The sequence below is a fragment of the Acidovorax sp. DMC1 genome (assembly GCF_056314325.1).
In genome coordinates, this window is record NZ_JBQUYO010000005.1 from 33,724 (window position 1) to 56,215 (window position 22,492).

General features: G+C 67.8%; 22 protein-coding genes, 1 pseudogene and 1 riboswitch. Of the genes and pseudogenes, 4 read left to right on the forward strand and 19 right to left on the reverse strand.

Annotation, left to right across the window (positions count from 1 at the left end):
* Positions 1–119 precede the first annotated feature (119 nt).
* The 6 genes from ACT531_RS12150 to ACT531_RS12175 all read right to left on the reverse strand — a co-directional run bounded on the left by ACT531_RS12150 (position 120) and on the right by ACT531_RS12175 (position 6,073).
* The gene (locus ACT531_RS12150; RefSeq protein ID WP_295941759.1) at positions 120–866 is read right to left on the reverse strand and encodes an aspartate/glutamate racemase family protein; all 747 of its coding nucleotides are present in this window, start codon (positions 864–866) and stop codon (positions 120–122) included.
* A 22-nt stretch (positions 867–888) separates the two neighbouring features.
* Positions 889–1,653 carry a GntR family transcriptional regulator gene (locus ACT531_RS12155; RefSeq protein WP_056747172.1) on the reverse strand — a complete coding sequence of 255 codons (765 nt, stop codon included), beginning with the start codon at positions 1,651–1,653 and terminating at the stop codon, positions 889–891.
* Positions 1,654–1,666: 13 nt separating this feature from the next.
* Positions 1,667–2,554, reverse strand: coding sequence for an ABC transporter permease (locus ACT531_RS12160; RefSeq protein ID WP_146871346.1), 888 nt, complete (start codon positions 2,552–2,554; stop codon positions 1,667–1,669).
* A 1-nt stretch (position 2,555) separates the two neighbouring features.
* Positions 2,556–3,467: an ABC transporter permease gene (locus ACT531_RS12165; RefSeq protein ID WP_476017594.1), complete on the reverse strand. Its 912-nt coding sequence runs from the start codon at positions 3,465–3,467 to the stop codon at positions 2,556–2,558.
* Positions 3,468–3,649: 182 nt separating this feature from the next.
* A complete protein-coding gene (locus ACT531_RS12170) occupies positions 3,650–4,942 on the reverse strand; it encodes an ABC transporter substrate-binding protein (protein ID WP_476017595.1) in 1,293 nt (430 codons plus the stop codon).
* Positions 4,943–5,002: 60 nt separating this feature from the next.
* Complete coding sequence (locus tag ACT531_RS12175; protein WP_291438125.1) at positions 5,003–6,073, reverse strand: ABC transporter ATP-binding protein; 1,071 nt, start codon at positions 6,071–6,073, stop codon at positions 5,003–5,005.
* 249 nt (positions 6,074–6,322) lie between these two features.
* Here ACT531_RS12175 and ACT531_RS12180 point away from each other — a divergent pair, with 249 nt between their 5' ends.
* On the forward strand, positions 6,323–7,456 hold the full coding sequence (locus ACT531_RS12180; RefSeq protein ID WP_476017596.1) for a GGDEF domain-containing protein: 1,134 nt from the start codon (positions 6,323–6,325) through the stop codon (positions 7,454–7,456).
* Between the two features lie 21 nt (positions 7,457–7,477).
* Here ACT531_RS12180 and cobT read toward each other — a convergent pair whose 3' ends face one another.
* Complete coding sequence (gene cobT / locus ACT531_RS12185) at positions 7,478–8,542, reverse strand: nicotinate-nucleotide--dimethylbenzimidazole phosphoribosyltransferase (RefSeq protein WP_476017597.1); 1,065 nt, start codon at positions 8,540–8,542, stop codon at positions 7,478–7,480.
* On the opposite strand from cobT, the pseudogene ACT531_RS12190 reads away from it, so the two are divergent.
* Positions 8,541–9,329: pseudogene (locus ACT531_RS12190) on the forward strand (class I SAM-dependent methyltransferase). The gene cobT and the pseudogene ACT531_RS12190 overlap by 2 nt on opposite strands.
* Positions 9,330–9,357: 28 nt before the next feature.
* Here the strand turns inward: ACT531_RS12190 and ACT531_RS12195 are convergent.
* Genes ACT531_RS12195 through ACT531_RS12250 form a run of 12 tightly spaced genes read right to left on the reverse strand, consistent with a single transcriptional unit; the run spans position 9,358 to position 21,360 of the window.
* Positions 9,358–10,812 (reverse strand): cobyric acid synthase, encoded by a 1,455-nt coding sequence (locus ACT531_RS12195; protein ID WP_476017743.1) that lies wholly within the window; start codon positions 10,810–10,812, stop codon positions 9,358–9,360.
* A 35-nt stretch (positions 10,813–10,847) separates the two neighbouring features.
* Positions 10,848–11,240 (reverse strand): DUF3037 domain-containing protein, encoded by a 393-nt coding sequence (locus ACT531_RS12200; RefSeq protein ID WP_209820067.1) that lies wholly within the window; start codon positions 11,238–11,240, stop codon positions 10,848–10,850.
* A complete protein-coding gene (locus ACT531_RS12205; protein ID WP_291446125.1) occupies positions 11,227–12,021 on the reverse strand; it encodes a HipA family kinase in 795 nt (264 codons plus the stop codon). The genes ACT531_RS12200 and ACT531_RS12205 overlap by 14 nt, the downstream gene beginning before the upstream one ends.
* Positions 12,018–13,082, reverse strand: coding sequence for an aminotransferase class I/II-fold pyridoxal phosphate-dependent enzyme (locus ACT531_RS12210; protein WP_476017598.1), 1,065 nt, complete (start codon positions 13,080–13,082; stop codon positions 12,018–12,020). The genes ACT531_RS12205 and ACT531_RS12210 overlap by 4 nt, the downstream gene beginning before the upstream one ends.
* Complete coding sequence (cbiB, locus tag ACT531_RS12215) at positions 13,079–14,056, reverse strand: adenosylcobinamide-phosphate synthase CbiB (protein WP_476017744.1); 978 nt, start codon at positions 14,054–14,056, stop codon at positions 13,079–13,081. The genes ACT531_RS12210 and cbiB overlap by 4 nt, the downstream gene beginning before the upstream one ends.
* A gap of 39 nt (positions 14,057–14,095) precedes the next feature.
* Complete coding sequence (cobO, locus tag ACT531_RS12220) at positions 14,096–14,665, reverse strand: cob(I)yrinic acid a,c-diamide adenosyltransferase (RefSeq protein WP_015014792.1); 570 nt, start codon at positions 14,663–14,665, stop codon at positions 14,096–14,098.
* A 21-nt stretch (positions 14,666–14,686) separates the two neighbouring features.
* Positions 14,687–15,493 (reverse strand): ABC transporter ATP-binding protein, encoded by an 807-nt coding sequence (locus ACT531_RS12225; RefSeq protein WP_015014793.1) that lies wholly within the window; start codon positions 15,491–15,493, stop codon positions 14,687–14,689.
* Entirely contained in the window at positions 15,494–16,576 is a 1,083-nt protein-coding gene (locus ACT531_RS12230; RefSeq protein WP_476017745.1) for a FecCD family ABC transporter permease, read from the reverse strand.
* Entirely contained in the window at positions 16,576–17,499 is a 924-nt protein-coding gene (locus tag ACT531_RS12235) for an ABC transporter substrate-binding protein (protein WP_476017599.1), read from the reverse strand. The genes ACT531_RS12230 and ACT531_RS12235 overlap by 1 nt, the downstream gene beginning before the upstream one ends.
* Entirely contained in the window at positions 17,499–18,101 is a 603-nt protein-coding gene (locus ACT531_RS12240) for a bifunctional adenosylcobinamide kinase/adenosylcobinamide-phosphate guanylyltransferase (RefSeq protein WP_476017600.1), read from the reverse strand. The genes ACT531_RS12235 and ACT531_RS12240 overlap by 1 nt, the downstream gene beginning before the upstream one ends.
* Positions 18,098–19,480, reverse strand: coding sequence for a cobyrinate a,c-diamide synthase (locus ACT531_RS12245; protein ID WP_476017601.1), 1,383 nt, complete (start codon positions 19,478–19,480; stop codon positions 18,098–18,100). The genes ACT531_RS12240 and ACT531_RS12245 overlap by 4 nt, the downstream gene beginning before the upstream one ends.
* On the reverse strand, positions 19,477–21,360 hold the full coding sequence (locus ACT531_RS12250; RefSeq protein WP_476017602.1) for a TonB-dependent receptor domain-containing protein: 1,884 nt from the start codon (positions 21,358–21,360) through the stop codon (positions 19,477–19,479). The genes ACT531_RS12245 and ACT531_RS12250 overlap by 4 nt, the downstream gene beginning before the upstream one ends.
* 83 nt (positions 21,361–21,443) lie before the next feature.
* Positions 21,444–21,682: riboswitch (cobalamin riboswitch) on the reverse strand.
* A gap of 163 nt (positions 21,683–21,845) precedes the next feature.
* On the opposite strand from ACT531_RS12250, the gene ACT531_RS12255 reads away from it, so the two are divergent.
* Together ACT531_RS12255 and ACT531_RS12260 are read left to right on the forward strand one after the other, a co-directional pair.
* Positions 21,846–22,070: a hypothetical protein gene (locus ACT531_RS12255; RefSeq protein WP_015014799.1), complete on the forward strand. Its 225-nt coding sequence runs from the start codon at positions 21,846–21,848 to the stop codon at positions 22,068–22,070.
* On the forward strand, positions 22,067–22,444 hold the full coding sequence (locus tag ACT531_RS12260) for a cell division protein ZapA (protein ID WP_476017603.1): 378 nt from the start codon (positions 22,067–22,069) through the stop codon (positions 22,442–22,444). Before ACT531_RS12255 ends, ACT531_RS12260 begins: the two co-directional genes overlap by 4 nt.
* Positions 22,445–22,492 lie beyond the last annotated feature (48 nt).

Here is a 22,492-nt window from a genome sequence, read left to right on the forward strand (position 1 = left end):
TTTCAAATTTCATAGCAACCAGCGCATATTCTTCTAGCGCATCCAGCCAAAAACACTCGAAACCTGCTCTCTGGCAGAGATTTCGAGCCCTTGCGCAACCGCCAGCCTGCAAGGCCGGGTCAGACAACGCAGCGGGTGCCCAGCGCCGCCATCTCTTGCGACACCCCCACCCAGGCCACATCAAACCCAGCCACCTTGCGCTCCGGCGGCACGGGATGCGCGCGCAGCGCCCAGGTGGCACCGGCCAACACGCTGTCGATCACGGGCACCGACACCTGCGGCTGCACGGCGGCAGCCATGCCTGCCAGCCCCGCCCCACCCAAAATGACGGCCTGCACCCCCATCTGCCGCACCACATCCCGGCAGGCCTGGGCCAGCAAGGCACGGGCTGCTTCGGGGTCAGCCGCCAGTTGCGCCCCGGTGGGGGCGACGGTGTGAATGCCTGCCAGTGCGTGGGCGTGGCCCAGCGCCTGGGCCAGCCGCTGCAGCATGGGGCCCCAGCGCTCGCCGCCGGTGACGATGGCAAAGCGGCCGTGGCGCGCAGCCTCGATGAATGACGCTTCGGCCAGGCCAGTGACGGGCACCGGACTGCTCTCGCGCAGCGCCATCAGGCCAGGGTCGCCAAAGCAGCCGATCAGCACCGCGTCGGGCGCGGTCTGCGGCTGTGCGATCTCATGCGCCCACACATCGAGCGCGGCGTGGGCCGCCACGGCGTAGCTCGCCTCGCACGCGATGTACGGTGCGCCAAAGCGGGCCGTGGCCGTGCGCACCGCCACATGCGAGCCCGCAGCCCCCTGCACATGCCGCTGCAGCAAGGCACTGACATGGGCCGACATGTTGGGGTTGATGACGAGCAGTTGGCGCATGGGCAAGCGTGTGAAAAAACCGTCAGACCCCGCCCAGCAACCGCGCCAGATCGGGCGCCTCTGCCGCAGGCGGCGTGAACTCCAGCTGCGACTCGATCCGCGCCAGGTGGGCCAGCATCAGCCGGGGCGCCTCGCGCGCGTCGCGCAGGCGGATGGCGTCGATCAGCGCACGGTGCTCGCGGCAGCCGCAGGCCGTGGCCTCTTCGCGGGTCTGCGCGTGGCTGGGGCTGTAGGTCATCAGGATGAGCGAGGTGCGCGAGACCAGCTCTCGCAGGATGCGGCCCAGCGTTTGGTGCCCTGCGGCCTGCGCGATGTGCAGGTGGAAATCACCCGACAGGCGGATCGCACGACGCATGTCACCGCTGGCGCGCGCGGCCTCTTCGTCGTCGATGCAGGTGCGCAGTGCGGCGATGTCGGCATCGGTGGCGTTGGCGATGAACAGCTCCACCAGACGCGGCTCGAGCAGGCGGCGGGCTTCGAACACTTCCAGCGCCTCTTGCGGCGTGGGCTGCGCTATCGATGCGCCCCGGTTGGGTGTGAGCGTGACGACCTGTTCGTTGGCCAGCCGCACCAGCACGGGCCGCACGCGTGTGCGCGACACGCCAAAGGCCGCCGCCAGCTTGTCCTCCACCAGCTTGGTGCCGGGCGGCAGACGGTGGTCGAGGATGGCCGACACCATGCGGTCGTACATGTCGTTGTCACTGAGCTGGCCGGTCGTGTCGGGCTGCACGGGCGGTTCGGTGACCGCAGCGCGCGCGCGCCGGGGCTTGGGGAGGGTGGTCGTCATAAGGGTGCCGTTTTTACCCCGAACGGCCCTTGCGCCTGCGGCCCAATGCCCACACCAGGGCCAGCGTGATGCCCATGACGACGAACGACACCACGGTGGTCAGCGTGCCCAGCGCGTAGATGGACGGCGTGGTCACCGTGCTGGTCAGGCCCTGCAGCTCCAGCGGCAGCGTGTTCACGTCGCCAATGGCCTGCGAGGTGCGGGCGATCTCGTCCCAGCTGAGCGTGAAACCGAACATGCCAATGCCCACGACCGAGGGCGCAATGAGCGGCAGCACCACATGCGCAAAGCCCTGCCAGGGCGTGGCCCCCAGGTCGCGTGCGGCTTCTTCGTACGCAGGGTTGAAGCGGTTGAACACCGCAAACATGATGAGCAGGCCAAACGGCAGCGTCCACGTCAGGTGCGCGCCCAGGGCCGAGGTGAAAAGGCCGAGCGACGTGCCATAGCCCTCCAGCGCACTCTCCATGCCCAGCCATTCCAGCGCCGCCTTGATGCCGTTGTCGATGAGCCGGAACTCCAGCCCGATGCCCAGCGAGACGATGATGGACGGCATGATGAGGCTGGCCACGACGATGAAGAACAGCGTGTTGCCGCCCGCCAGCCGCTTGCGAAAGGCCAGGCCCGCCAGCACCGACAGCACCACCGTGCACAGCATCACCGCCACGCCCAGGCCCAGCGAGCGCCACAGCGCCGCGCCAATGTCCACCACGCCCAGCCCTTCGGCCAGCTTGGCGAACCAGTGCAGCGACACGCCGCGCATGGGGAAGGTCAGTCCACCCTCGGGGCCCTGGAAGCTCAGGATGAAGATGACGAACATGGGCCCGTACATGAACAGCACGAACAGCGCAAAAAAGATGGCCAGGGGCCAGAAGCTGGCGGGACGAGATTCTCGGACTTTCATCTCACAGCTCCTTGCGAATGTCGACGAGGCGCGTGAGGCCCCAGATGATCATCAGCACCACGGCCAGCAGGATCACGGCATTGGCCGCCGCCAGCGGGAACTGCAGGTAGGACGTCTGCACCTGGATGATCTTGCCAATCGATGCGATCTGCTGCCCGCCCATCACGCCGATGGTCACGAAATCGCCCATGACGATGGTGATCACAAAGATCGAGCCGATGATGATGCCGGTGCGCGAGAGCGGCACGATCACGTTCCACAGCGTCTGCCAGCCACTGGCGCCACTGTCGCTGGCAGCCTCGATCAGGCTGCGGTCGATGCGCATCATGCTGTTGAAGATGGGCACGATCATGAACATGGTGTACAGGTGCACGAAGGCCAGCACCACCGAGAAGTCAGAGAACAGCAGCCACTCAATAGGCGTCTCGATCAGGTTCATGCCCATCAGCGTCTGGTTGACCAGCCCATTGCGCCCCAGCAGCGGCACCCACGAGATCATGCGGATCACGTTCGATGTCCAGAACGGGATGGTGCACAGCACGAACAGCAGGGTCTGCATGCCCGAAGAGCGCACATGGAAGGCCAAAAAATAGGCCACGGTGAAGCCGATCACCAGCGTGATCAGCCACACCAGAAAACTGAACTTGAGCGTGGAGTAATACGTCTTGAGCGTGACGCACAGGCCGTCTGACGCATCGCCACAGCCCGCGAAGATCGACACGTAGTTCTTGAACGTGAAGCCGGGCAACAGCTCGTACTCATTGAAGTCCCAGAAGCTGACCATCACGATCAGCGCCAGCGGAATCAGAAAAAACAGCGCGAACACCAGCGTGAACGGCGCAGCCTGCCACCAGGCGGCAATGCTGCGGCCGGGGACAGCTGCAGCAGGTAAGGACTGTGTGGTCGTGCTCATGGTGTTTGCAATCAATGAATCCAAAGGTCTACCGTTCGGCGCTTGCTCTTGAGACTGGCGCTGCCCAAGGCCAGTGCCCCCGTGCAAGGGCCGCCCCGCCGCACCGGGGGCGTCCCCCTCCCGACCCGCGCAGCGGGTCGAGAGAGGGGTGAAGGCGCGCAGCGCCTCAGGGGGTGCACTCCTTACGCCGCGACGAACTCATTCCACTTCTGCACCATGTAGTTGTTCTCGTCCATCAGCGCGTTCCAGCAGGCAATGCCACCCATGCGCGACTCGTAGCTGCCGCCGTCGCGCACTGCACCGGCCTTGGCCAGCACGTCGCCATTGGGGCTCTTGATGTCCTGCGTGGCGGGCTTGCCTTCCATCCAGTAGGCCCACTCGTAGGCTTCCATCTTGGACTTGGCGGTCTCCAGCACGGCGCTGTAGTAGCCCTGGCGGTTCAGGTAAGCACCAGCCCAGCCGTCGAGGAACCAGTTGATGAACTCGTAGGCGCCATCGAGCTTGCGGCCGCTCAGCGTGGCGGGCAGGCCAAAGCCGGCGGCCCAGGCGCGATAGCCTTCCTTGAGCGGCTGGAAGTTGCAGGCAATGCCCTTGGTGCGCACGGCCGTCACAGCCGGGCTCCACATCGACTGGATCACCACCTCGCCCGATGCCATCAGGTTCACCGACTCGTTGAAGTCCTTCCACAGCGCGCGGAACTGGCCCTGCTTCTTGGCCTCGATCAGGGTCTTGATCGTGAGATCGATCTCCTTCTTGGTCATGTTTCCCTTGTCGGGGTACTTGTAGAGGCCCATGGCCTCGACCACCATGGCGGCGTCCATGATGCCGATGGAGGGGATGTTCAAAATCGCGGTCTTGCCCTTGAACTCGGGGTTGAGCAGCTCGGCCCACGAGTTGATCGGGCGCTTGATCAGGTCGGGGCGGATGCCCAGCGTGTCGGCGTTGTACACGGTGGGGATCAGGCTCATGAACTGCGTGGGCGCGGTCGCGAACTTCTTGGACTTTTCACCTTCCAGGTAGATCACCTTCTTGGGTGCGGTGCCCTGGTCACCCACGGCTTTGCCGGCCACCTGGCCGGTAGTGAACAGCGTGGTGATCTTTTCGGCGTTCTTGATGCGCTTGGTATCGATGCCCTTCAGGTTGCCCGTGGGTACGATCTTTTTCAGCGAGAAGTACTCGGTGTCGATCAGGTCAAAGCTGTTGGGCGCGGTGACGGCGCGCTTGGTCACGTCGTCGGTGGTCACGGCCACGTACTGGATCTCGATGCCGGTGTCGGCCTTGAACTTCTCGGCAATCGCTTTGTCCTGGTTCACCGCCGTGCCCAGGTAGCGCAGCACGATCTTTTCCTGCGAATGCACGGCCGGGAACATGCCAGCGGCCAGGATGCCCGCCGTGCCCTTGAGCAACGAACGGCGCGCCACTCCAGTGGCATCGGAGACAACAACAGGGGAATCAGCACGGGAAGCATCGGACATGGGAAAACTCCTTGGGTTGCGGAAGGGGACGGGTGGAAAAGAGGGGACGTGGCGGCGCGGTCAGGCGGCGACGGCCATGGCGGGAGCGGGCACAGACAGCGGGTGCGCCTGGTCGGGCGTCCAGTGCAGTTGCACGCCCTGCCCCACCTGGTAGGGCTGCGCAGCAAAGGCGGCCTCGGACACCATCACCGAATACGCCGCCGTGGCGTTGGCCGACAAGGCCACGCCCTGCTTTTGCAGGCCCAGCAGCACGTAGGTGCCCTGGTACTCCACGTCGGTCACCACGGCCTGCATGCGCTGGGCGCCCCAGGGCAATTCGGCACTGGCGGGGGCGATCTGCAGATGGTCGGTGCGCACGCCGACCTTGCCTTCGGGCGTGTCGATCACGTTGTGCCCGCCCATGAAGCGCGCCACGAATTCGCTGGCGGGCCGGTTGTAGACCTCGTGCGGGCTGCCCACCTGCTCGATCACGCCGTGGTTCATCACCACCATGGTGTCGGCCAGGGCCATGGCCTCTTCCTGGCTGTGGGTCACATGGATAAAGGTCAGGCCCAGCTCCTTTTGCCAGCGGCGCAGTTCGGCACGCATCTGGATGCGCAGGAAGGGGTCGAGGGCGGACAGTGGCTCATCCAGCAGCAGCACGCGCGGCTGCGTGATGAGAGCCCGTGCCAGCGCCACGCGCTGCTGCTGCCCACCGGAGAGTTCTGCGGGCTTGCGCTCGGCCAGGTGCCCCAGGGCCACGCGCTCCAGCAGGTCGCGCGCCTTGGCCTGGCGTTCGGCCTTGGCCACGCCTTTCATCTTCAGGCTGAAGGCCACGTTATCGAGCGCCGAGAGGTGCGGGAACAGCGCAAAGCTCTGGAACATCATGGCCGTGCCGCGCGCAGCGGCGGGCAGGTCGGTGATGTTGCGGTTCTCCAGCAGGATGTCGCCGCTGGTCACCGACTCGTGCCCCGCAATCATGCGCAAGGTGGTGCTCTTGCCGCAGCCCGAGGGCCCCAGCAGGCAGCAGTAGCTGCCATTGGCGATGCGCAGGTTGATGGCATCCACGGCAGGCTTGCCGCTGGCATAGCGCTTGGTGAGCGCGATGATTTCGATGGCGGCGGGGGTAGGCGCAGGGTGGGTGCTTTGCATGGGGTATGCCCTACGCAAAGCCCATGCCAACTTTGTACACAATGTTTTAGTCACATTGCATACAAAATGCACCAACACGGCGCAGATTGCCGCCCCATACCGGCCCACACCCGTCCTGCCTCCGCCTCCACCCCGGGCAAACCATGCACCGAAACAGCGCTTTGCCTTTCAGGTGCGTGGCTATACTGGCTTCGCATCTGAAACAATTTATTACGTCAGCGCGTTCCTCCCCCTTCTCCTGCCTGCCGCATGACGAACCTCGACCCGCGCTCCATGATCGCCCTGGCGGGCTTCATGTCTGCCGTCATGGCCATGGTGCTGCTGTTCATGCGGCGGCACTACCCGCCCAGCATTCGCGGTGTGGGGGGCTGGGCAGCGGCGCCGCTGCTATGGCTGCTGTCCACCGTGCTGTTTGGCGCGCGCGGCGCCATCCCTGACTGGCTGGGCCTGGTGCTGGCCAACCAGCTGCTGGTGCTGGGCTCGGTCATCTACTACATGGGCACGCGACAGTTCATGGGCCAGCCCGCCACCTGGCGCACCTGGAACTGGGTGATGGCGGGCACCACGGTCGTGTTTGCCTGGCTGACCTACGGGTGGCCCAACTATGCGGTGCGGGTGGGGTTTTTCACCGTGGTGATGGGGGCGTTGTATGCCGCGCAACTGCGCTTCATGCTGCGCCACGGCGGGCGCAACTTCCCAGTACGGCTGGTGGAGGTGATGCTGGGCCTGCACATGCTGGTGCTGGGGATGCGGCTGGGATCTATTCTGGCTGGGCATGCAGGCAATGACCTGATGGAGCCATCGCTGTTCCAGACCCTGTACATCGGGGCCTATGCGCTCACCGTCCTGATGCTGTCCATCGGCGCGGTGCTGATGGCCACGGACCGCCTGCGCACCGAGCTGGAACACCTGGCCACCTACGATTCGCTGACCCAGGCCCTCAACCGCCGAGCCTTGCTGCAACGCTGCGCGGACGAGCTGGAGCGCGCGCAGCGCTACGGCAACGGGCCGTCCATCATGATGGTGGACCTGGACAACTTCAAAGCAGTCAACGACACACGCGGCCACCAGCATGGCGATGCGGTGCTGGTGCACTTTGCCGAGCGCACCCGCCAGGTGCTGCGCCGCGCCGACCGCCTGGGCCGCTATGGGGGTGAGGAATTCCTGGTGCTGCTGCCGGGAGCCGACGCCGAGGCAGCCCTGGGTGTGGCCCAGCGCATCCACGCCACGCTGGCCACGGGCCACCCGCTGGACTGCGAGGTGAGCATCGGGCTGACCAGCTGGACCGGGCCACAAGAAACCCTGGACGCCATGCTCTCCCGCGCCGATGCCGCCCTCTACCGCGCCAAGGAAGAAGGCCGCAACCGCACTGTGGTGGGCTGAAATCTCTTCCAGTAAGGCGACTCAGGCCGTCTGCGTGGCCACACCGGCCGATTCAAAACTCGCCATCTCGCGCAGCACGGCACAGGCCGATTGCAGCAACGGCCAGGCCAGCGCCGCGCCCGAGCCCTCGCCCAAGCGCAAGCCCAGGTCCAGCAGAGGCTCGGCCTGCATCTGTTCCAGCATCAGGCTGTGGCCCCGCTCGCCCGAGCGGTGGGCGAACACACAGCGCTGCAGCACCTGCGGCGCGATGCGGCTGGCCACCAGCACGGCCGCGCTGGTGATAAAACCGTCCACCACAATCACGCGCCGCTCGGCCGCTGCCTGCAGCACCGCGCCCACCAGCGTGGCCACTTCATAGCCGCCCAGCGCGGCCAGGGCATCCAGCGGGCTGGTGGCGCCGGCATTGGCGTCCAGCGCCTGCTGCAACACCGCGCGCTTGCGTTCGATGCCTGCGGCATCCAGCCCGGTTCCCGCGCCCGTCACCTCGGCCAGCGGCAGCCCTGCCAGGCGCGCCAGCAGCAGCGATGCCACCGAGGTGTTGGCAATGCCCATCTCGCCCAGCAGCAAGGCGTTACCCGGCAGCCCACGCACCACCTCCACCCCGTTGGCCAGCGCCTGTGCACATTGCTCGGCGCTCATGGCCGGGCCGACGGAGGCGTCTTGCGTACCCGGTGCCACCTTGCGCAGCAACAGGCGCGGCTGGCCAGGTGCTGCATCGCGCGCAGCAATGGGCTTGGCCACGCCACAGTCCACCACCGTGAGGCCCAGGCCATGCTGGCGGGCCAGCACGCTCACGGCCGCGCCACCCGCCAAAAAGTTCTCCACCATCTGCCAGGTCACATCGCTCGGGAACGCCGAGACACCCCGCGCGGCCAAGCCGTGGTCGCCCGCGCACACCAGCATCTGGGGGGCATGCAGCACGGGGGATTCGGTGCCCAGAATCACGCCCAGGCGCAACGCCAGGCGCTCCAGCAGGCCCAGCGAGCCCAGGGGCTTGGTCTTGTGGTCAATGACGTGCTGCAGGCGGCTGGCCAACGCGGCATCATGCAAGTCAGCAACGGATGGAAGTACGAAAGGTGAGGTCATGGTGATGGAGAACACAAAGAACGCCGTGCACAAAGCGGCACAGCAGGGTTTTGAAAAAGAGGCGCAGGCCTATGCGCGCGGCAGGCCGGACTACACGGCGGCGCTGTCGGCCTGGCTGGCACAGGCCTTGGGCTTGGGCCCCGGCCGCGAGGTGGCCGATGTGGGTGCGGGTACTGGCAAGTTCACCGCACTGCTTGCGACCACCGGGGCCACGGTGGTGGGGGTGGAGCCCGTGGACGCCATGCGCGCCAAGATCGATGCACTGCAACTGCCCACGGTGCGCGCCATGGCGGGCACGGCTCAGGCCATTCCGCTGTCGGCAGCCACGCTGGATGCCGTGGTCTGTGCGCAGGCCTTCCACTGGTTTGCCACCCGCGACGCCCTGGACGAATTCCACCGCGTGCTGCGCCCGGGCGGCAAGCTCGGCCTGGTATGGAACGTTCGCGATGAGTCGGTGGACTGGGTGGCCGAGCTCACCTCCATCATCACGCCCTACGAGGGCGATGCCCCGCGCTTCTACAAGGGCGACTAGCGCAAGCCCTTTCCGCATCCCGGCTTCAGCCCATTGGTCGAGACCCGGCTGACCCACGAGCATGTGGGGCCACCCCAGCAGGTCATCGTGGACCGCTTCATGTCGATCAGCTTCATTGCAGCCCTGCCCGACGCCGAGCGCGCCGCAGTGCGCGCGCAGATCGAGGCCTTGATAGAGCGGCACCCCGCACTGCGCGGGCAAGACACCGTGCGCTTTCCGTACACCACCCTCGCCTGCCATTGCGAACGACTGTGAGGCGTTGAGACGCACGGTGGCCGGGTCCCTACCGCGCCACCAGCGCATCCAGCACGCCCGGTGTGAAGCTGCTGCCCAGGAAGCCTGCAAGGCCGTCAAACACGCTGTCCAGCGTGGGCACCTGCGCGCCAAACAGCGCGTGCAGCACCGCAGCGTCCTCGAACAGGCCGTGCAGGTACACGCCCAGCACATTGCCCGCCGGGTTCTGCCATGCGATGCCGGGGATGACCTCGCGCGCCACATCGCCCTTGGCAGCCATGGCCGGGTGCTGGGCCGTCTGGCCGTGGTGGATTTCGTAGCCGGTGGCGGCCACACCGGCCAACGCGGCCCAGGCGCCCTGCATGGCGCCAAACTGTGCCTGCGTGCATTGCACGGTCTTGGCAACCTCAAAGGTGGTGACCAGCGGTAGCAGGCCCAGGCCCGGGGCATTGCCATCGATACCTGCGGTGTCGATCAGCGCCTCGCCCAGCATCTGCAAGCCGCCACACACGCCCAGCACCGTGCCGCCCTGCCCCGCGTGCTGGGCAATGGCCTGGTCCAGCCCTTGCGCGCGCAGCCAGGCCAGGTCAGCAGCGGTGGACTTGGAGCCGGGCAGCACCACCCAGTCGGTGGGCTTGAGCCCCGCCAGATCGGCCGGGCTGCGGGCCCATAGCAGGCGCACGCCGGGCACGTTCTTGAGCGGCTGGAACTCGTCCAGGTTGCTGATGCGCGGGTAGGCCACCACAGCAACGGTGGTGTGCACGGCGCCTGCAGACAAGGTGCGGTCGTCAAACACGCCGTCTTCCTCCGGCAGACCGTGGCGCCACTGCATGGGGATGGTGGCCACCGTGGGCACGCCGGTCAGCTCTTGCAGCATTTGCGGGGCCGGGGCCAGCAGGCTGGCATCGCCACGAAACTTGTTGAGCACAAAGCCGTGGATCAGCGCGCGCTCGTCCTCGGGCAGCAGTGCCCAGGTGCCGTACAGGTGGGCAAACGCGCCGCCCCTATCGATGTCGGTCACCAGCAGGCAGCGTGCATCGGCATGGCGGGCCACGCGCATGTTGACGATGTCGCTGGCGTGCAGGTTGATTTCGGCGGGCGAGCCTGCGCCCTCGATCACGACCACATCGTTTTCGGCGCGCAGTGCATCGAGGGCTGCGGCGATCTGCGGCCACACCTTTTCGCTGCGGCCGCGCCAGGGCATGGCAGTGAGTTCTGCGCTCACCTGCCCCATCAGCACGACCTGGCTGTGCGTGTCGGCCTCGGGCTTGAGCAGCAGCGGGTTCATGCGCACCTCGGGCTCGGCACGCGCAGCCAGGGCCTGGAAATACTGTGCGCTGCCGATCTCGCCCATCACGCCCGCAGGGCCCGGCACCGCACGCGCGTTGTTGCTCATGTTCTGCGCCTTGAAGGGCGCGACCTTGAGGCCCAGGTTGCTGTAGTGGCGGCACAGTGCGGTGGTGAGCCAGCTTTTACCGGCACCGCTGGTGGTGCCCAGCACCATCACGCAGCGGGCCAGTGGGGAAGAGGTGGTGGAAGTCACGGCAATGGGCGGACCATGCGGTCCATGATGTGTTCAAGTGCGGCGGCCGCATCGGTGCAGCGGCCGGTGTGCACGGGCGAGGTCTGGATGATGGCGCTGCGTTTGGCGGTGAGCCAGTGAAAGCGCTGGCGGTACGGCAGGCGGGCAATGGGGCCACAGGCTTCGTCGCCCGCACAGATGGCCACGATGGCGGCCAGATGGCGGCGCACGGTGTCGATGTCGGCCCGCGGGTCCATGGCCAGCAGGCGAGCCTCATCGAGGGCAATGGCCGCCTGCAAAAAGCCGGTGCGCTGACAAGACAGGATCACGCCCGCGTTGATGAATTCCTCGCGCTCCACGCGCGGCACCACGCGCACGATGGCGTAGTCGTACACCTCAGGCGTGTGCATCGACGGCCTCCTTCAACGCATTCACCCAGATGGCACGCCCGGCCAGGCGGGCGCAAAAGTAGTCCACATAGGCCTGGCGGTGGGTGGCGGCGGCGGTCAGCAGACCTTCTTCGTGGTCGGCACCAGCCAGCAACAAGAACTCGTCGGGCACCTCGGCCAGGATGCCGGCCACTACCTCGGGCGTGAGGCGTGCGGCCAGCTCCTCATCCACCTGCGCGAGCAGCGTGGCACGGGCCAGCAGCACATGGTCGGCAATCGGTGCAAAGGGTTTCGCGGGCTGCACCACCGTGCCGTTCCACGCGTGGTGAAAGGTCAGCGCGGCGCCATGGTCGATTAGCCAGGGCTGGCGGTGCCACATCAGCAGATTGGTGTTGCGCGCAGTGCGGTCCACATTGCCCACCAGCGCGTCGAACCACACGAGGCGGGAGGCGAAGTCATCGGACACCACATCCACCGCCGGGTCGAAGTTGAGCGCACCCGACAGGTAATCCAGCCCCACGTTCAGGCCACCGCTAGCGCGCACCAGGTCCTGGATCTCGGGGTCGGGCTCGGTCTGCGCCAAGGCAGGGTCGAGCTGGGCCAGCACGATCTCGGGCACGGGCAGGCCCAGCGCACGGGCGATGCCGCCGGCGATCATCTCGGCCAGCAGTGCGCGCACGCCCTGCCCTGCGCCGCGGAACTTGAGCACGTAGGTACCCAGGTCGTCGCCTTCGACGATGGCAGGCATGGAGCCACCTTCACGCAGCGGCGTGACGTAGCGATTGACGGTGATGGTTCTCACAAGGTCTCCCTCGATCCGATGGAATGCGGGATGGTACGGCCCGGCAGTGCCTGCCATGCAGCCCGCAGCGCGTCTTGTGCGGCGGGCGCAAGCACCCCCAGGCGCACGGTGCCAGGCAGGCCGAACGATGTGGCGTCGCGCAGCTTGATGCCACTGGCGCGGAGCGCCACCAGGTCGCTCTGCAACGTCGTGGTGGCGGGCTGCGCGCAGAAGTAGTTGGCGAGGCTGCCCGCGTGCATGGCCCAGCCCAGGTCGGTGCACAAGGCCAGCTGGCGTGCCTTCCAGCCGCTCAGCGTGCGCAGGCTGTGCACCAGCCATTGCTGCACGCTGGCTTGCATCCACGCCTGCAGCAGGGCCACGCCATGGGCACCCACGGGCCAGGATGGCGCCAGGGCTGCGAGCGCACGCGCCTGCTCCTCGCAGTCCGATGGAGCAATCGCATAGGCGGCGCGCACGCCGGTGAGCCCCAGGGCCTTGTTAGGGGTCCAGAGCTGCCAGCAGGCCGAGGGCGTGCGCCGCGACGGCGCGCCCGTCCATGTGCCCTCAGGGTCCAGCCGAAGGGGGACATACGCGCAGTCGAGCACACGCCAGGCAGCGTCCGCGTCCCCCTGCCGCCAGGCGTGCAAAGCTGGATCTGTCAGGCCCAAAGGACTAGAGGGCTCGCAAGCCCACTGCAAACCTGCAGCCGACCGATCGCCCCTCAGCACCTCCAGCCCACGCACCTGCGCGGCCTGGGCGTAGTCGCCATAGCTGTGAGGTGGCACGACCACCTTCACGGAGCCCTGCTGCGCGGCCAGCGCGGTGATGCGGTGGATGAACTCGCTGGCACTGGCCGCCAGCACGATGCGGCCGGGGTCTACGCCGTGGAAGGCGCCCAGGGCCTCGCGCAGCGCCGTGTAGGCCGGGTCGGGGTAACGCGTCGCGTCGGCCGCCTGCACGGCGTGCAGCGCCTCGGGACATGGCCCGCAGGCATTGCTGTTGGTCGAGAAATCAAACAGAGGGACGCCCGCAGCGTCGGGGCCGCCATGCACAGGTGCGGAGGAACAACGGGGAGACGTCATGTGTGCGCCCAGGCAACCACCACCAACACCAAAAGCTGCAAGGCCGCCACCACCGGCAGCATGGCCAGCACCACCTGCGTGCCCAGACGCGCAGCGCGCCGCGTATCCAGCGGCCCCGCCCTGCGGCCCTTGCTGTGCAGCGTGTACACACCGGGCTTGGCCAGGCGCACATTCAACGCCAGCGCCATGGCCGCCATGGGCCAGCCGCTGTTGGGGGATGGCGTCTTGCGCGCCTGGCGGGCCAGGGCAGAAAACGGCAGGCCCTTGGCCACCACGGCCAGCAACAAGGCGGTGATGCGCGCAGGCACCCACGACAGCACATCGTCCGCCCGCGCCGCCCACTTGCCCGCCCATTGCCAGTAGCGCCCGCCGCGCATGCCGGGGTAGCCCCACATGGCATCGGCCGTATTTGCAAAGCGGTACAGCGCAGCGCCGGGCAGGCCCAGCAGCGCAAACCAGAACAGCGGCGCCACCACCGAGTCGTTGAGGTTCTCGGCCAGCGACTCGATGGCCGACTCGCGCACCTGCACGGCGGTGAGTGCGCTCACGTCCCGGCTCACCAAGCGCGCCAGTTGCGCGCGCCCGGCGGGCAGTGACTGGCCCAGCGCTACCTCCACCGCCAGCACCTCGTCGTGCAGCATGCGCCAGGCCAGCAGGGGCTTGAGCAAAAACGCCAGTATCACCACAGCCAGCCAGGCCAGCAGCATCAAGGCCGCATGCTGCAGCCACCAGGAAACTATCAAAACAATAGCAGCCAGGGCAATCCACACTAGCGCCCCCAGCCAAAAACGCCGAAAGTCCCGTGCCACAGGCTGTAGCGGGGCCACCCACTCGCCCCCCCGGTGCAAGGCCGAGCCCATCCACACCACCGGATGCCAGCGCGCTGGCGGCTCACCCAGCCACCAGTCGATGGCCAGCGCCAGCAACGGCACGCCCAGGCCCACGGCCGCAGCGGGCCAGGCCCAGGTGGGCATCAGCAGGAAAAGCCAGGGGGTGGACACGAGGGCCGGGCCCTAGTCTTCAATGCCGCGCTGCGCAGGAATGCCTGCCTTGAACGCGTGCTTGACCATCTGCATCTCGGTCACGGTATCGGCCAGCTCGATGATCTCGGGCGGGCAGCGGCGGCCGGTGAGGCACACGTGCACGTCTCGGGGCCGCTCGCGCAGCGTCTGCAGCACGCCGTCGAGCGGCAGCCAGCCGTAGATCAGCGGATAGGTGATCTCGTCCAGCACCACCAGAAAATGCTCGCCCGACAGGATGGCGGCGCGCGCCTTTTCCCAGCCGTCGCGCGCGAGCTGGGCCGAGTGCTCCAGGTCCTTGCTCTTCCAGCTGAAGCCATCACCCAGGCCCTCGATGGGCAGGCCGATCTGCTCGAACATGCGGTGCTCGCCAAAGCGCGCGGTGGGCACCTTCATGAACTGGAAAATCTTCACAGCCTTACCCCGGCCATGGGCACGCAGCGCCAGGCCAAAGGCAGCCGTGCTTTTGCCCTTGCCGTCGCCGGTGTTGACGATGATGAGGCCCCGGCGTTCGCCTTCGGCCTTTTCGTAGCGTTTTTCGGTGGGGGCGGCTTCGATCTGCATAGCGTGTCTTTCAATCAGAGGTCATTGCTCCGCCGGGGTGCGGCGAGGCAGCAAACGGGGCAAGGCCAGCCACTGGCCCTCCACCGGGTGGATGGCAATGCGGTCGTCAAACACCTGCTCCAGTGCGCGGTGGGTGTGCGTGTCCTGGGTGGAGCCATGGTGGCACAGGCGGCCGGCTGCAACGATAGCCACATCGTCCGCCTGCAGCGCAAACGAGACTTCGTGCAGCACGCTGACCACCGTCTTGCCTTGGGCCACCAGCTCGCGCACCAGCAGCAGCCAGTCGGACTGGTGGGGCGGGTCCAGGTTGGCCAGCGGCTCGTCCATCAACAGCACCTGGGCCTGCACGGCCAGCGCGCGGGCCAGCAACACGCGCTGGCGCTCGCCGCCGGAGAGTTGCGAGAGCGCGCGGTGGCGCCAGTCCCAGGCCTGCGTAGCGCGCAGGGCTTGCTCCACGGCGGCGTGGTCGGCCTCGCTGGGGGGCGACAGCCAGGGCTGGTGCGGCAGGCGGCCCAGCATGGCCACGTCGTACACCAGCAGGTCATCAGCGGCCACCTCGTTCTGCCCCAGCCACGACAGCGCCCGCGCCCGGTCGCTGCGGTGCCAGGCGGCCAGCGGGCGGCCCAGCAACTGCACGCTGCCCGTGCAAGGCAGCAGGCCCGCCAGCGCCCGCAGCAGCGTGGACTTGCCGGCGCCGTTGGGGCCGACGATGCTCGTCCAGCGGCCCGCCGCCAGGTGCAGCGTGATGCCGTGCAATATGGGGTGTTTTCCGATGCTGGCGCTGATTCCCTCTGCGCTGACAGCTATGTTTTCAGGAGCATTGCGCATTTACAGCACGCCTCCTGGTCCGGTGCGCCGGTGCATCAGCCACAGCAGGTAGCCGCCACCCAGCACGGCGGTGAGCACGCCCACGGGCAGCTCTTGCGGCGCGATGAGCCCCCGCGCCAGCAGGTCTGCGCCGGCCAGCAGCACACCACCCATCAGGCTGGCCAGCCCCATCAGGCGGCCGTGCGGCACCTTGACCACGGCCCGCACCAGGTGGGGCGCGGCCAGGCCCACAAAAGCAATCAGCCCCGTCTGCGCCACGGCCGTGCCGGTGGCCAGGGCCAGCACCGCCACCAACGCGGCGCGCAGCGGTGCCAGCGGCAAGCCCAGGCTGTGGGCCGTGGCCTCGCCCAGCGCCAGGCCATCCAGCACGCGCGACAGCGCCCAGGCGGCCACCACGCACAGCAGCCACACCCCTGCCATCAACAGGCAAGAGGTCCAGCCCACAAAGCCGGTGGAGCCCAGCAGAAACGCCTGCATGGCCTGCAGGGAATCGGGCGACAGCAGCAGGATGAGCGAGGTGAACGCGCCCAGCACCACGCCCACGATGACCCCGGCCAGCAGCAGGCGCAATGTGTGCTGCACGCCGCGCGCCAGCGCGAGCGTGAGCAGCACCGCCAGCACGGCCCCGGCAAACGCCGCGCCGGTCAGGCCCAGGCGCACCAGCCAGTGGCCCGAGAACACCATGGCCACCGCCGCGCCCTTGGCGCTGCCCACCATGCCCGCAGCGCCGCCCATCATCGCCAGCGCCGTGGCCACGCCCAGAGAGGCGCCCGAGGCGCTGCCCAGCAGGTACGGGTCGGCCAGCGGGTTGCGGAACAGGCCCTGCGCCACGGCACCGGCCAACCCCAGCAGCGCACCGGCGCACCACGCGCCCAGCGTGCGTGGCAGCCGGATCTCCCACACGATCTGCCAGGCCATGTCCCGTGCGGCGTGGCCGGCGGGGTCGGTGCTGTGATCCCACAGCGCGGGCCACAGATTCTCCAGCCCCACGCTGCCCACGCCGGTGCCCAGCGGCACCAGCAGCGCGCTGACCAGCAGCAGCAGGCCCGCCAGCCAGCGACCGCGCAGCACCACCGATCCCATCATGGGCGCACCGCCGCAGGCGCCTTGGCACCGGGCGCGGCCTTGCTGGCCAGGCAGCGGGCCATGATGCGCGCGCCTTCAGCCATGCGCGGGCCGGGCCGCACCAGCACATCGGCGTCTTCGGGCGGAAACACGCACAGCCGCTGCTCGCGCAGGGCGCGCAGGCTGCTCCAGCCCGGCCGCTCGGTCAGGCCCTCCACGCTGCGCGCGCCCACCATGATCAGGTCAGGGTCGGCCCGCACCACAAACTCGGGGTTGAGCTTGGGAAACGGCCCGAGCGACGCGGGCAGGATGTTGCGCGCGCCCAGCCGGGTCAGCGTCTCGCCAATGAACGACGAGGCCCCTGCCCCGTACGGCCCCCGGTTCACCTCGAAGTACACGCGCACGCCCCGTGCCGCCGGCGGCACGGACTGCGCGGCGGCCTCGACCGCCGCGTCGATATGGCGCCACACGCGCTGGGCGTCAGGCACGGCAAGCACCTGGCCCAGCTTGCCCATCACGCGCTGCACGTCGGCGTGGGTCTTGGGCTCCAGCGCCACCACAGCCAGGCCCAGCTGCTCCAGCCGGGCCGATGCGCGGGACGATGTGGCCATCAGCACCACGTCGGGCCGCAGGGCCACGATGGCCTCGATGTTGGGGTCCAGCCCGCCGCCCACCTGCGGCAGGCGGGTGACGGACTCGGGCCAGTTGGAATAGCGGTCCACGCCCACCAGGCGGTGGCATTGGTCCAGCGCGCAGATCGTTTCGGTGAGCGAAGGCAGCAGGCTCACGATGCGCTGGGGCGGGCGCGGCAGCGTCACAGAGCGGCCCCGGTCGTCGGTGACCTGCACCGGCTGCGCCCGCGCCAGCCCGGCCATGAGCAGGCCCAGCACGATGAGGATGGCGATCACCCAGAGGATGCGGCGCACGGGGGTGGGTTTCATCAACGGGGTTCTTTCAAGGTAAGCGGCAGGCCTGCGGCCATGAGCGTAACGCGGGGGCAGACCTGCGCCACCTGCTGGTTGAGGGTGCCCAGCGCATCCACAAAGGCGCGCACCTCGCGCCCCATCGGGATGACCCCCAGGCCTATTTCGTTGCCCACCAGAACAACGGGCCCGGGGGATTGCCGAATCGCTTCTAAAAACATAGCAGCTTGGGCATGCCACTCTAGCGCTTGCGCCTGTTTTTTCTCTGAATTCATGGTTTCGAACCCCAGCGGCATGGTCCACTGGGTCAGCCACAGCGTGAGGCAGTCCACCACCACCAGGGTCTGCGGCGTGCTGAGCCGCGTGAGGGCTGCCGCCACGTCGCGCGGCTCTTCCACCGTTCGCAGGCCGGGCACGCGCTCGGCGCGATCGCGCTGGTGGCGGGCGATGCGCTCGCGCATCTCGTCGTCCCAGGCCTGGCCGGTGGCGATCAGCACGGCGCGGTGGTCGGCAGACTGCGCCAGCCAATCGCGCGCCAGCAGTTCGGCGCGGCGGGATTTACCGCTCTTCTGGCCGCCCAGGATCAGTTCGGTGGTGATCGGATGCAGGGCCGAAGTCATGCGTTGCCCCCACTGCCCAGCAGGTGTGCTACCGCCTCGGGGCTGGACGAGAACCAGGCGTGGAAGTAGCTGGCGTGGATGCTGCCTTGCTGGTACAGCGCTTCGCCCACATCGGGCGCCACGGCCTCGTGGGGGCGCACCGTGCGGGCCACCACGGGTGCGCTGCTGTCGCTGGTCGAATAGTGGAAGGTGTGGCCGCGCAGCGTGTGCCCGGCCACCGTCAGGTGCTGCGGGCCCAGCGCTGCCAGGCGCTTTTGCATGGTCACGCGGCCAGGCAGCAGGCTCCACAGCGGGGCAACGCTGCCGTCCGCGAGGGTGATGGATTCAAACAGTGCCATCATGCCGCCGCACTCGGCCCACAGGGGCTTGCCCGCGGCCACATGGGCGCGCAGGCTGGCCAACATGCTGGTGTTGGCAGCGATCTGCGCGGTGTGCAACTCGGGGTAACCGCCAGGCAGCCACACCGCGTCGCAATCAGGCAATGCGGCATCGTGCAGCGGCGAGAAGAACACCACGCGCGCGCCCATCTGTTCCAGGCACTGCACGTTGGCGGCATAAATGAAGCAGAACGCCGCATCGCGCCCCACGGCCACTGTGCGGCCTGCGAGCAGCGCAGGCACGGCAATCTTCGACAAGGGCGCAGGGAAGTCCACGGCCCAGCCCTGCAGGTCATCCAGCGTCATCTGGCCCAGCGGCGTGGCGGCGAGCGCGTCGGCCGCAGCATCCAGCCGCTGGAGGCTGTCGTCCAGCTCGTGTGCGGCCACCAGACCCAGGTGGCGTTCGGGCAGCAGTGCGGCACCGGCCTTGCCGGTTGTCGGAGCGTTGCCGGGCTGCACCCGCATCAGCGCGCCCATCCAGTCATCGGCATCGTGCAGACCGTCCCGCAGCATGTCGGCATGGCGCGCGCTGCCCACACGGTTGGCCAGCACACCGGCCCAGGGCAGGCCCGGCCGGTAGTGGCGCAGGCCGTAGGCCAGCGCGCCAAAGGTGCCCGCCATCGCCGAGGCATCGACCACCGCCAGCACCGGCACGCCAAAGTGCCGTGCCAAGTCGGCCGCGCTGGGGTCACCATCAAACAGGCCCATCACGCCTTCGATGAGGATCAGGTCCGACTCGCACGCCGCATCATGCAGGCGCTGCGCGCAGTCGGCCTCGCCGTTCATCCACAGGTCGAGCTGGTGCACGGGTGCACCGCTGGCCAGCTGGTGCCAGTGCGGGTCCAGAAAGTCCGGCCCGCACTTGAACACCCGCACACGCCGCCCCTGGCGCGCATGCAGGCGTGCCAGGGCGGCAGTGACGGTGGTCTTGCCCTGCCCGGAGGCCGGGGCCGCGATCAGCAGCGCCGGGCAGCGGGCAGCAGTGGCCGTGGCAAGGTTCACTGCGGTGCCCACTTCACACCCACGTAGACCGTACGGCCTGCGGTGGCATAGGTGCGGGCCAGCTGGTAGTCCTTGTCGGCCAGGTTGTCGATGCGGGCCAGCAGCGTGTAGTCGCGCGCAATGCGGGTGCTGGCGTACAGGTTGACCAGGGTGTAGCCGCCCAGCACGTTGGTGTTGGCCACAGTGTCGAAGCGGCGGCCCGAAGCCTGCACCTCGGCACCCACGGTCCAGCCCGCCAGGCGCGTGTCGGCGCCGAAGGTGGCGTGCTGCTTGGCGCGGCGTGCCAGTTGCTTGCCGGTGTCCAGGTCGCGCGGGCGCTGCAGGTCGATGGAGCCGTGCAACTGCACGTCGCCCAGGCGGTGCGAACCAGTAAACGTCACGCCCTTGTATTCGGCCCGGGCGGTGTTGGCATAGCAACCAAAGCTGGAGGCACAAGTGCCCGCGCCGCCAAAGGAGATCAGGTTGCTCACGCGGTTGCGAAACAGCGTGGCCGAGAAGGTGCTATTGCCTTGTGCGTAGCGCAGCGCCACCTCGGCATTGCGGCTGCTTTCAGGACGCAGCGTGGCCACGCCGTATTCGCTGAACCGGTGGTACAGCGTGGGTGCACGGAAGGCCGTTCCCACCGACGCCGTGGCACGCCACTGCGGGGTGATCGCATAGCCATAGGCCACGCTGCCGGTACCCTTGCCGCCGAACTCGCTGTCGGAGTCGTGGCGCAGGTTGAGTTGCACCGTGTGGCCGGCGGCGTTGTAACCGTAGCCCAGCGCCAGCGCGTCTTGCGATCGCTTGGCGTCGATGGGCTGGTTCTCCAGGCGGTCCTCGCGGCGCTCCAGCGCGGCCGTCACCAGATGCGCGCCCTGGCGCCATTCGTTCTGGAACAAGTAGCCTCGCAGGCGTGTTTCGCTCAGGTAGGGCGAGGGGCGTGTTTCGTATTCGTCGCGCGAGTCGGTAATGGAAAAGCGCGTTTTGTAGGCACTGTTCCACTGGGCCGTCCAGTTGAGGCCCAGCGCGTGCAGGGTGTGCAGGTTGCGGTCGTCCTTGCCCAGGCCGCTGTCGTAGCCGCTGTTGGTGTCGTTGACCATCAGCGTGCCTTCGAGGCGGTGCACGGCGTTCACCTGTAAGCCGACCCGCGCATGGCCCGCCGTGGAGCGGTAGCCGTCGCGGTCCGGGTTCTGCCCGGCGACAGGGCGCGCGTTGAAGCCCTTGCTGTCGTCTCGCGCCAGCCCCAGGGCATAGTCCAGCGTGCCACTGGCACCGCTCATCCCGGCTTCCAGCTTGGTGGTGTTGTGGCTGCCCACGCCGATGCCCACGTAAGGCGCCGTACCGTTCTCACCGCGCTTGGTGAAGATCTGCACCACGCCACCCAAGGCGTCCGAGCCATACACGGCGCCCGCCGGGCCACGCAGCACTTCGATGCGGTCTATGAGGCCCAGCGGAATGCTCTCCCAGGGTGCGCCGCCGGTGGACTGCGAGTCGATGCGCACCCCGTCGATGTACACCGCAGTGAAGCGCGACTCCGCGCCACGCAGGAACACACCGGTCGTGGTCCCGGGGCCGCCATTGCGCGAGAACTCCACACCAGGCAGGCGGGCCAGCAGGTCCGCCAAGCCGGTAGCGCCACTGGTTTCGATGGTTTCGCGGTCCACGATGGAGATGTCGGCCACCAGGTCGGCCAGCGGCTGCGGCGTGCGCGTGGCGGCCACCACGGTTTCAGACAACGACGGTGCGCGCAGGTTTTGCGCCAGCAACTCGCCAGAGGCTGAAGCAGTCTGTGCGAACGCGCCGCAGGCACTGCCAGCCAACAGTGACAGCAGTGCCAGGCGTGGGGCGGGCAGGCACAACGACGCCACAGGGCGCGCACGAAGGGTACGGATTTTCATGGGGATCAAGGTCAACAAACAACCCGGGCCGGCCTCCCGCCAGCGTGTGGGTGATACAGCCGCGCAGCGCCAAAAAAAGGACGCGCGCAGCCACCGTGTTGGCCGGTATCCGGGCTGGCGGAACACCCCCCCAACGCCTTCCCAGGCGCTTGTTCAAGGCGCCCAGTGGCTTGTGGATGGAGAGAGAATCGGGCGATTCGTCCGCTGACCGTTGCGGGGGCAGCGCAGGCTGGGCGGGTACCGGTGGTACGGCGCCTCCCTGCTTCCCGTTGAACTGCGGCATGTGAACCACGCCGCGAGCACCAACAACGGGATTTTACGACCGTTTACAAGCGTCCTTTTTGCGGCAGAACAGGCAAACAACCCATCAGGGCACCCGCGCGGCCAGTGATGCACGGTGAGCTGTTCTTTGTTGCGTGTGGCACACCACCGCCGACCGGGGCCAGGGTCCGCTCGGTGCCACACCGCCTACAATCCGGGGCTGTATGGCAATACCGTCCCCCACCGACCAGATCGCCGAGCGCGTGGAACGCCTGCTGCTGCGACATGCAGAGTTGCAGCGCACCAACGCCCTGTTGGCTGATCAAGTTGCGGCACTGACGCAGGAGCGCGATTCGCTCAAATCCCGTTTGAGCGCCGCACGCGCCCGGGTGGATGCCCTGCTCGAACGCCTGCCCGCTGCCGCGCCGCTCACGAAAGAAGCCGAATGAAGCAAATCGAGGTGCAGATCCTGCAGCAAAGCTATCTGCTGTCCTGCCCCGAGGGCCACGAAAGCCGCCTGCTCGACGCCGTGGAACGCGTGGACACTGCCATGACGCGCATCCGCGATGCAGGCAAGGTCCGGGCACGCGAACGCATCGCCGTGTTGGCGGCCTTGAACCTGGCTTTCGAGATCGCCGACCGCGAAGCGGAAGACCTTGCGGCCGCAAACCAGCCGGTGGCCACCCCGCCCGCAAGCCCCAGCCCCGGCGCCCCCATGGCGGGACACCAGGAAAGCCTGTTGCCAGATACCGACCAGCAGCGCCTGCAAAGCCTGGTCCAGCGCCTGGACGACGCTTTGGGCGATGACGGGCGCTTGATCTAGCCCCTGCGTGCTGTGGGTGTGCTGAGGCACGCTGCGCCTCTTACCCGC

Excerpts from the sequence above, each read along its gene's own strand:
- ACT531_RS12150 (WP_295941759.1), bottom strand. The coding sequence starts at position 866 with ATGCGCCAACTGCTCGTCATCAACCCCAACATGTCGGCCCATGTCAGT.
- ACT531_RS12155 (WP_056747172.1), bottom strand. The coding sequence starts at position 1,653 with ATGACGACCACCCTCCCCAAGCCCCGGCGCGCGCGCGCTGCGGTCACC.
- ACT531_RS12160 (WP_146871346.1), bottom strand. The coding sequence starts at position 2,554 with ATGAAAGTCCGAGAATCTCGTCCCGCCAGCTTCTGGCCCCTGGCCATC.
- ACT531_RS12165 (WP_476017594.1), bottom strand. The coding sequence starts at position 3,467 with ATGAGCACGACCACACAGTCCTTACCTGCTGCAGCTGTCCCCGGCCGC.
- ACT531_RS12170 (WP_476017595.1), bottom strand. The coding sequence starts at position 4,942 with ATGTCCGATGCTTCCCGTGCTGATTCCCCTGTTGTTGTCTCCGATGCC.
- ACT531_RS12175 (WP_291438125.1), bottom strand. The coding sequence starts at position 6,073 with ATGCAAAGCACCCACCCTGCGCCTACCCCCGCCGCCATCGAAATCATC.
- ACT531_RS12180 (WP_476017596.1), top strand. The coding sequence starts at position 6,323 with ATGACGAACCTCGACCCGCGCTCCATGATCGCCCTGGCGGGCTTCATG.
- cobT (WP_476017597.1), bottom strand. The coding sequence starts at position 8,542 with ATGACCTCACCTTTCGTACTTCCATCCGTTGCTGACTTGCATGATGCC.
- ACT531_RS12195 (WP_476017743.1), bottom strand. The coding sequence starts at position 10,812 with ATGGTGCTGGGCACCACCAGCGGTGCCGGTAAAAGCTGGCTCACCACC.
- ACT531_RS12200 (WP_209820067.1), bottom strand. The coding sequence starts at position 11,240 with ATGCACACGCCTGAGGTGTACGACTACGCCATCGTGCGCGTGGTGCCG.
- ACT531_RS12210 (WP_476017598.1), bottom strand. The coding sequence starts at position 13,082 with ATGACGTCTCCCCGTTGTTCCTCCGCACCTGTGCATGGCGGCCCCGAC.
- cbiB (WP_476017744.1), bottom strand. The coding sequence starts at position 14,056 with ATGCCCACCTGGGCCTGGCCCGCTGCGGCCGTGGGCCTGGGCGTGCCG.
- cobO (WP_015014792.1), bottom strand. The coding sequence starts at position 14,665 with ATGCAGATCGAAGCCGCCCCCACCGAAAAACGCTACGAAAAGGCCGAA.
- ACT531_RS12225 (WP_015014793.1), bottom strand. The coding sequence starts at position 15,493 with ATGCGCAATGCTCCTGAAAACATAGCTGTCAGCGCAGAGGGAATCAGC.
- ACT531_RS12230 (WP_476017745.1), bottom strand. The coding sequence starts at position 16,576 with ATGGGATCGGTGGTGCTGCGCGGTCGCTGGCTGGCGGGCCTGCTGCTG.
- ACT531_RS12235 (WP_476017599.1), bottom strand. The coding sequence starts at position 17,499 with ATGAAACCCACCCCCGTGCGCCGCATCCTCTGGGTGATCGCCATCCTC.
- ACT531_RS12240 (WP_476017600.1), bottom strand. The coding sequence starts at position 18,101 with ATGACTTCGGCCCTGCATCCGATCACCACCGAACTGATCCTGGGCGGC.
- ACT531_RS12250 (WP_476017602.1), bottom strand. The coding sequence starts at position 21,360 with ATGAAAATCCGTACCCTTCGTGCGCGCCCTGTGGCGTCGTTGTGCCTG.
- ACT531_RS12255 (WP_015014799.1), top strand. The coding sequence starts at position 21,846 with ATGGCAATACCGTCCCCCACCGACCAGATCGCCGAGCGCGTGGAACGC.
- ACT531_RS12260 (WP_476017603.1), top strand. The coding sequence starts at position 22,067 with ATGAAGCAAATCGAGGTGCAGATCCTGCAGCAAAGCTATCTGCTGTCC.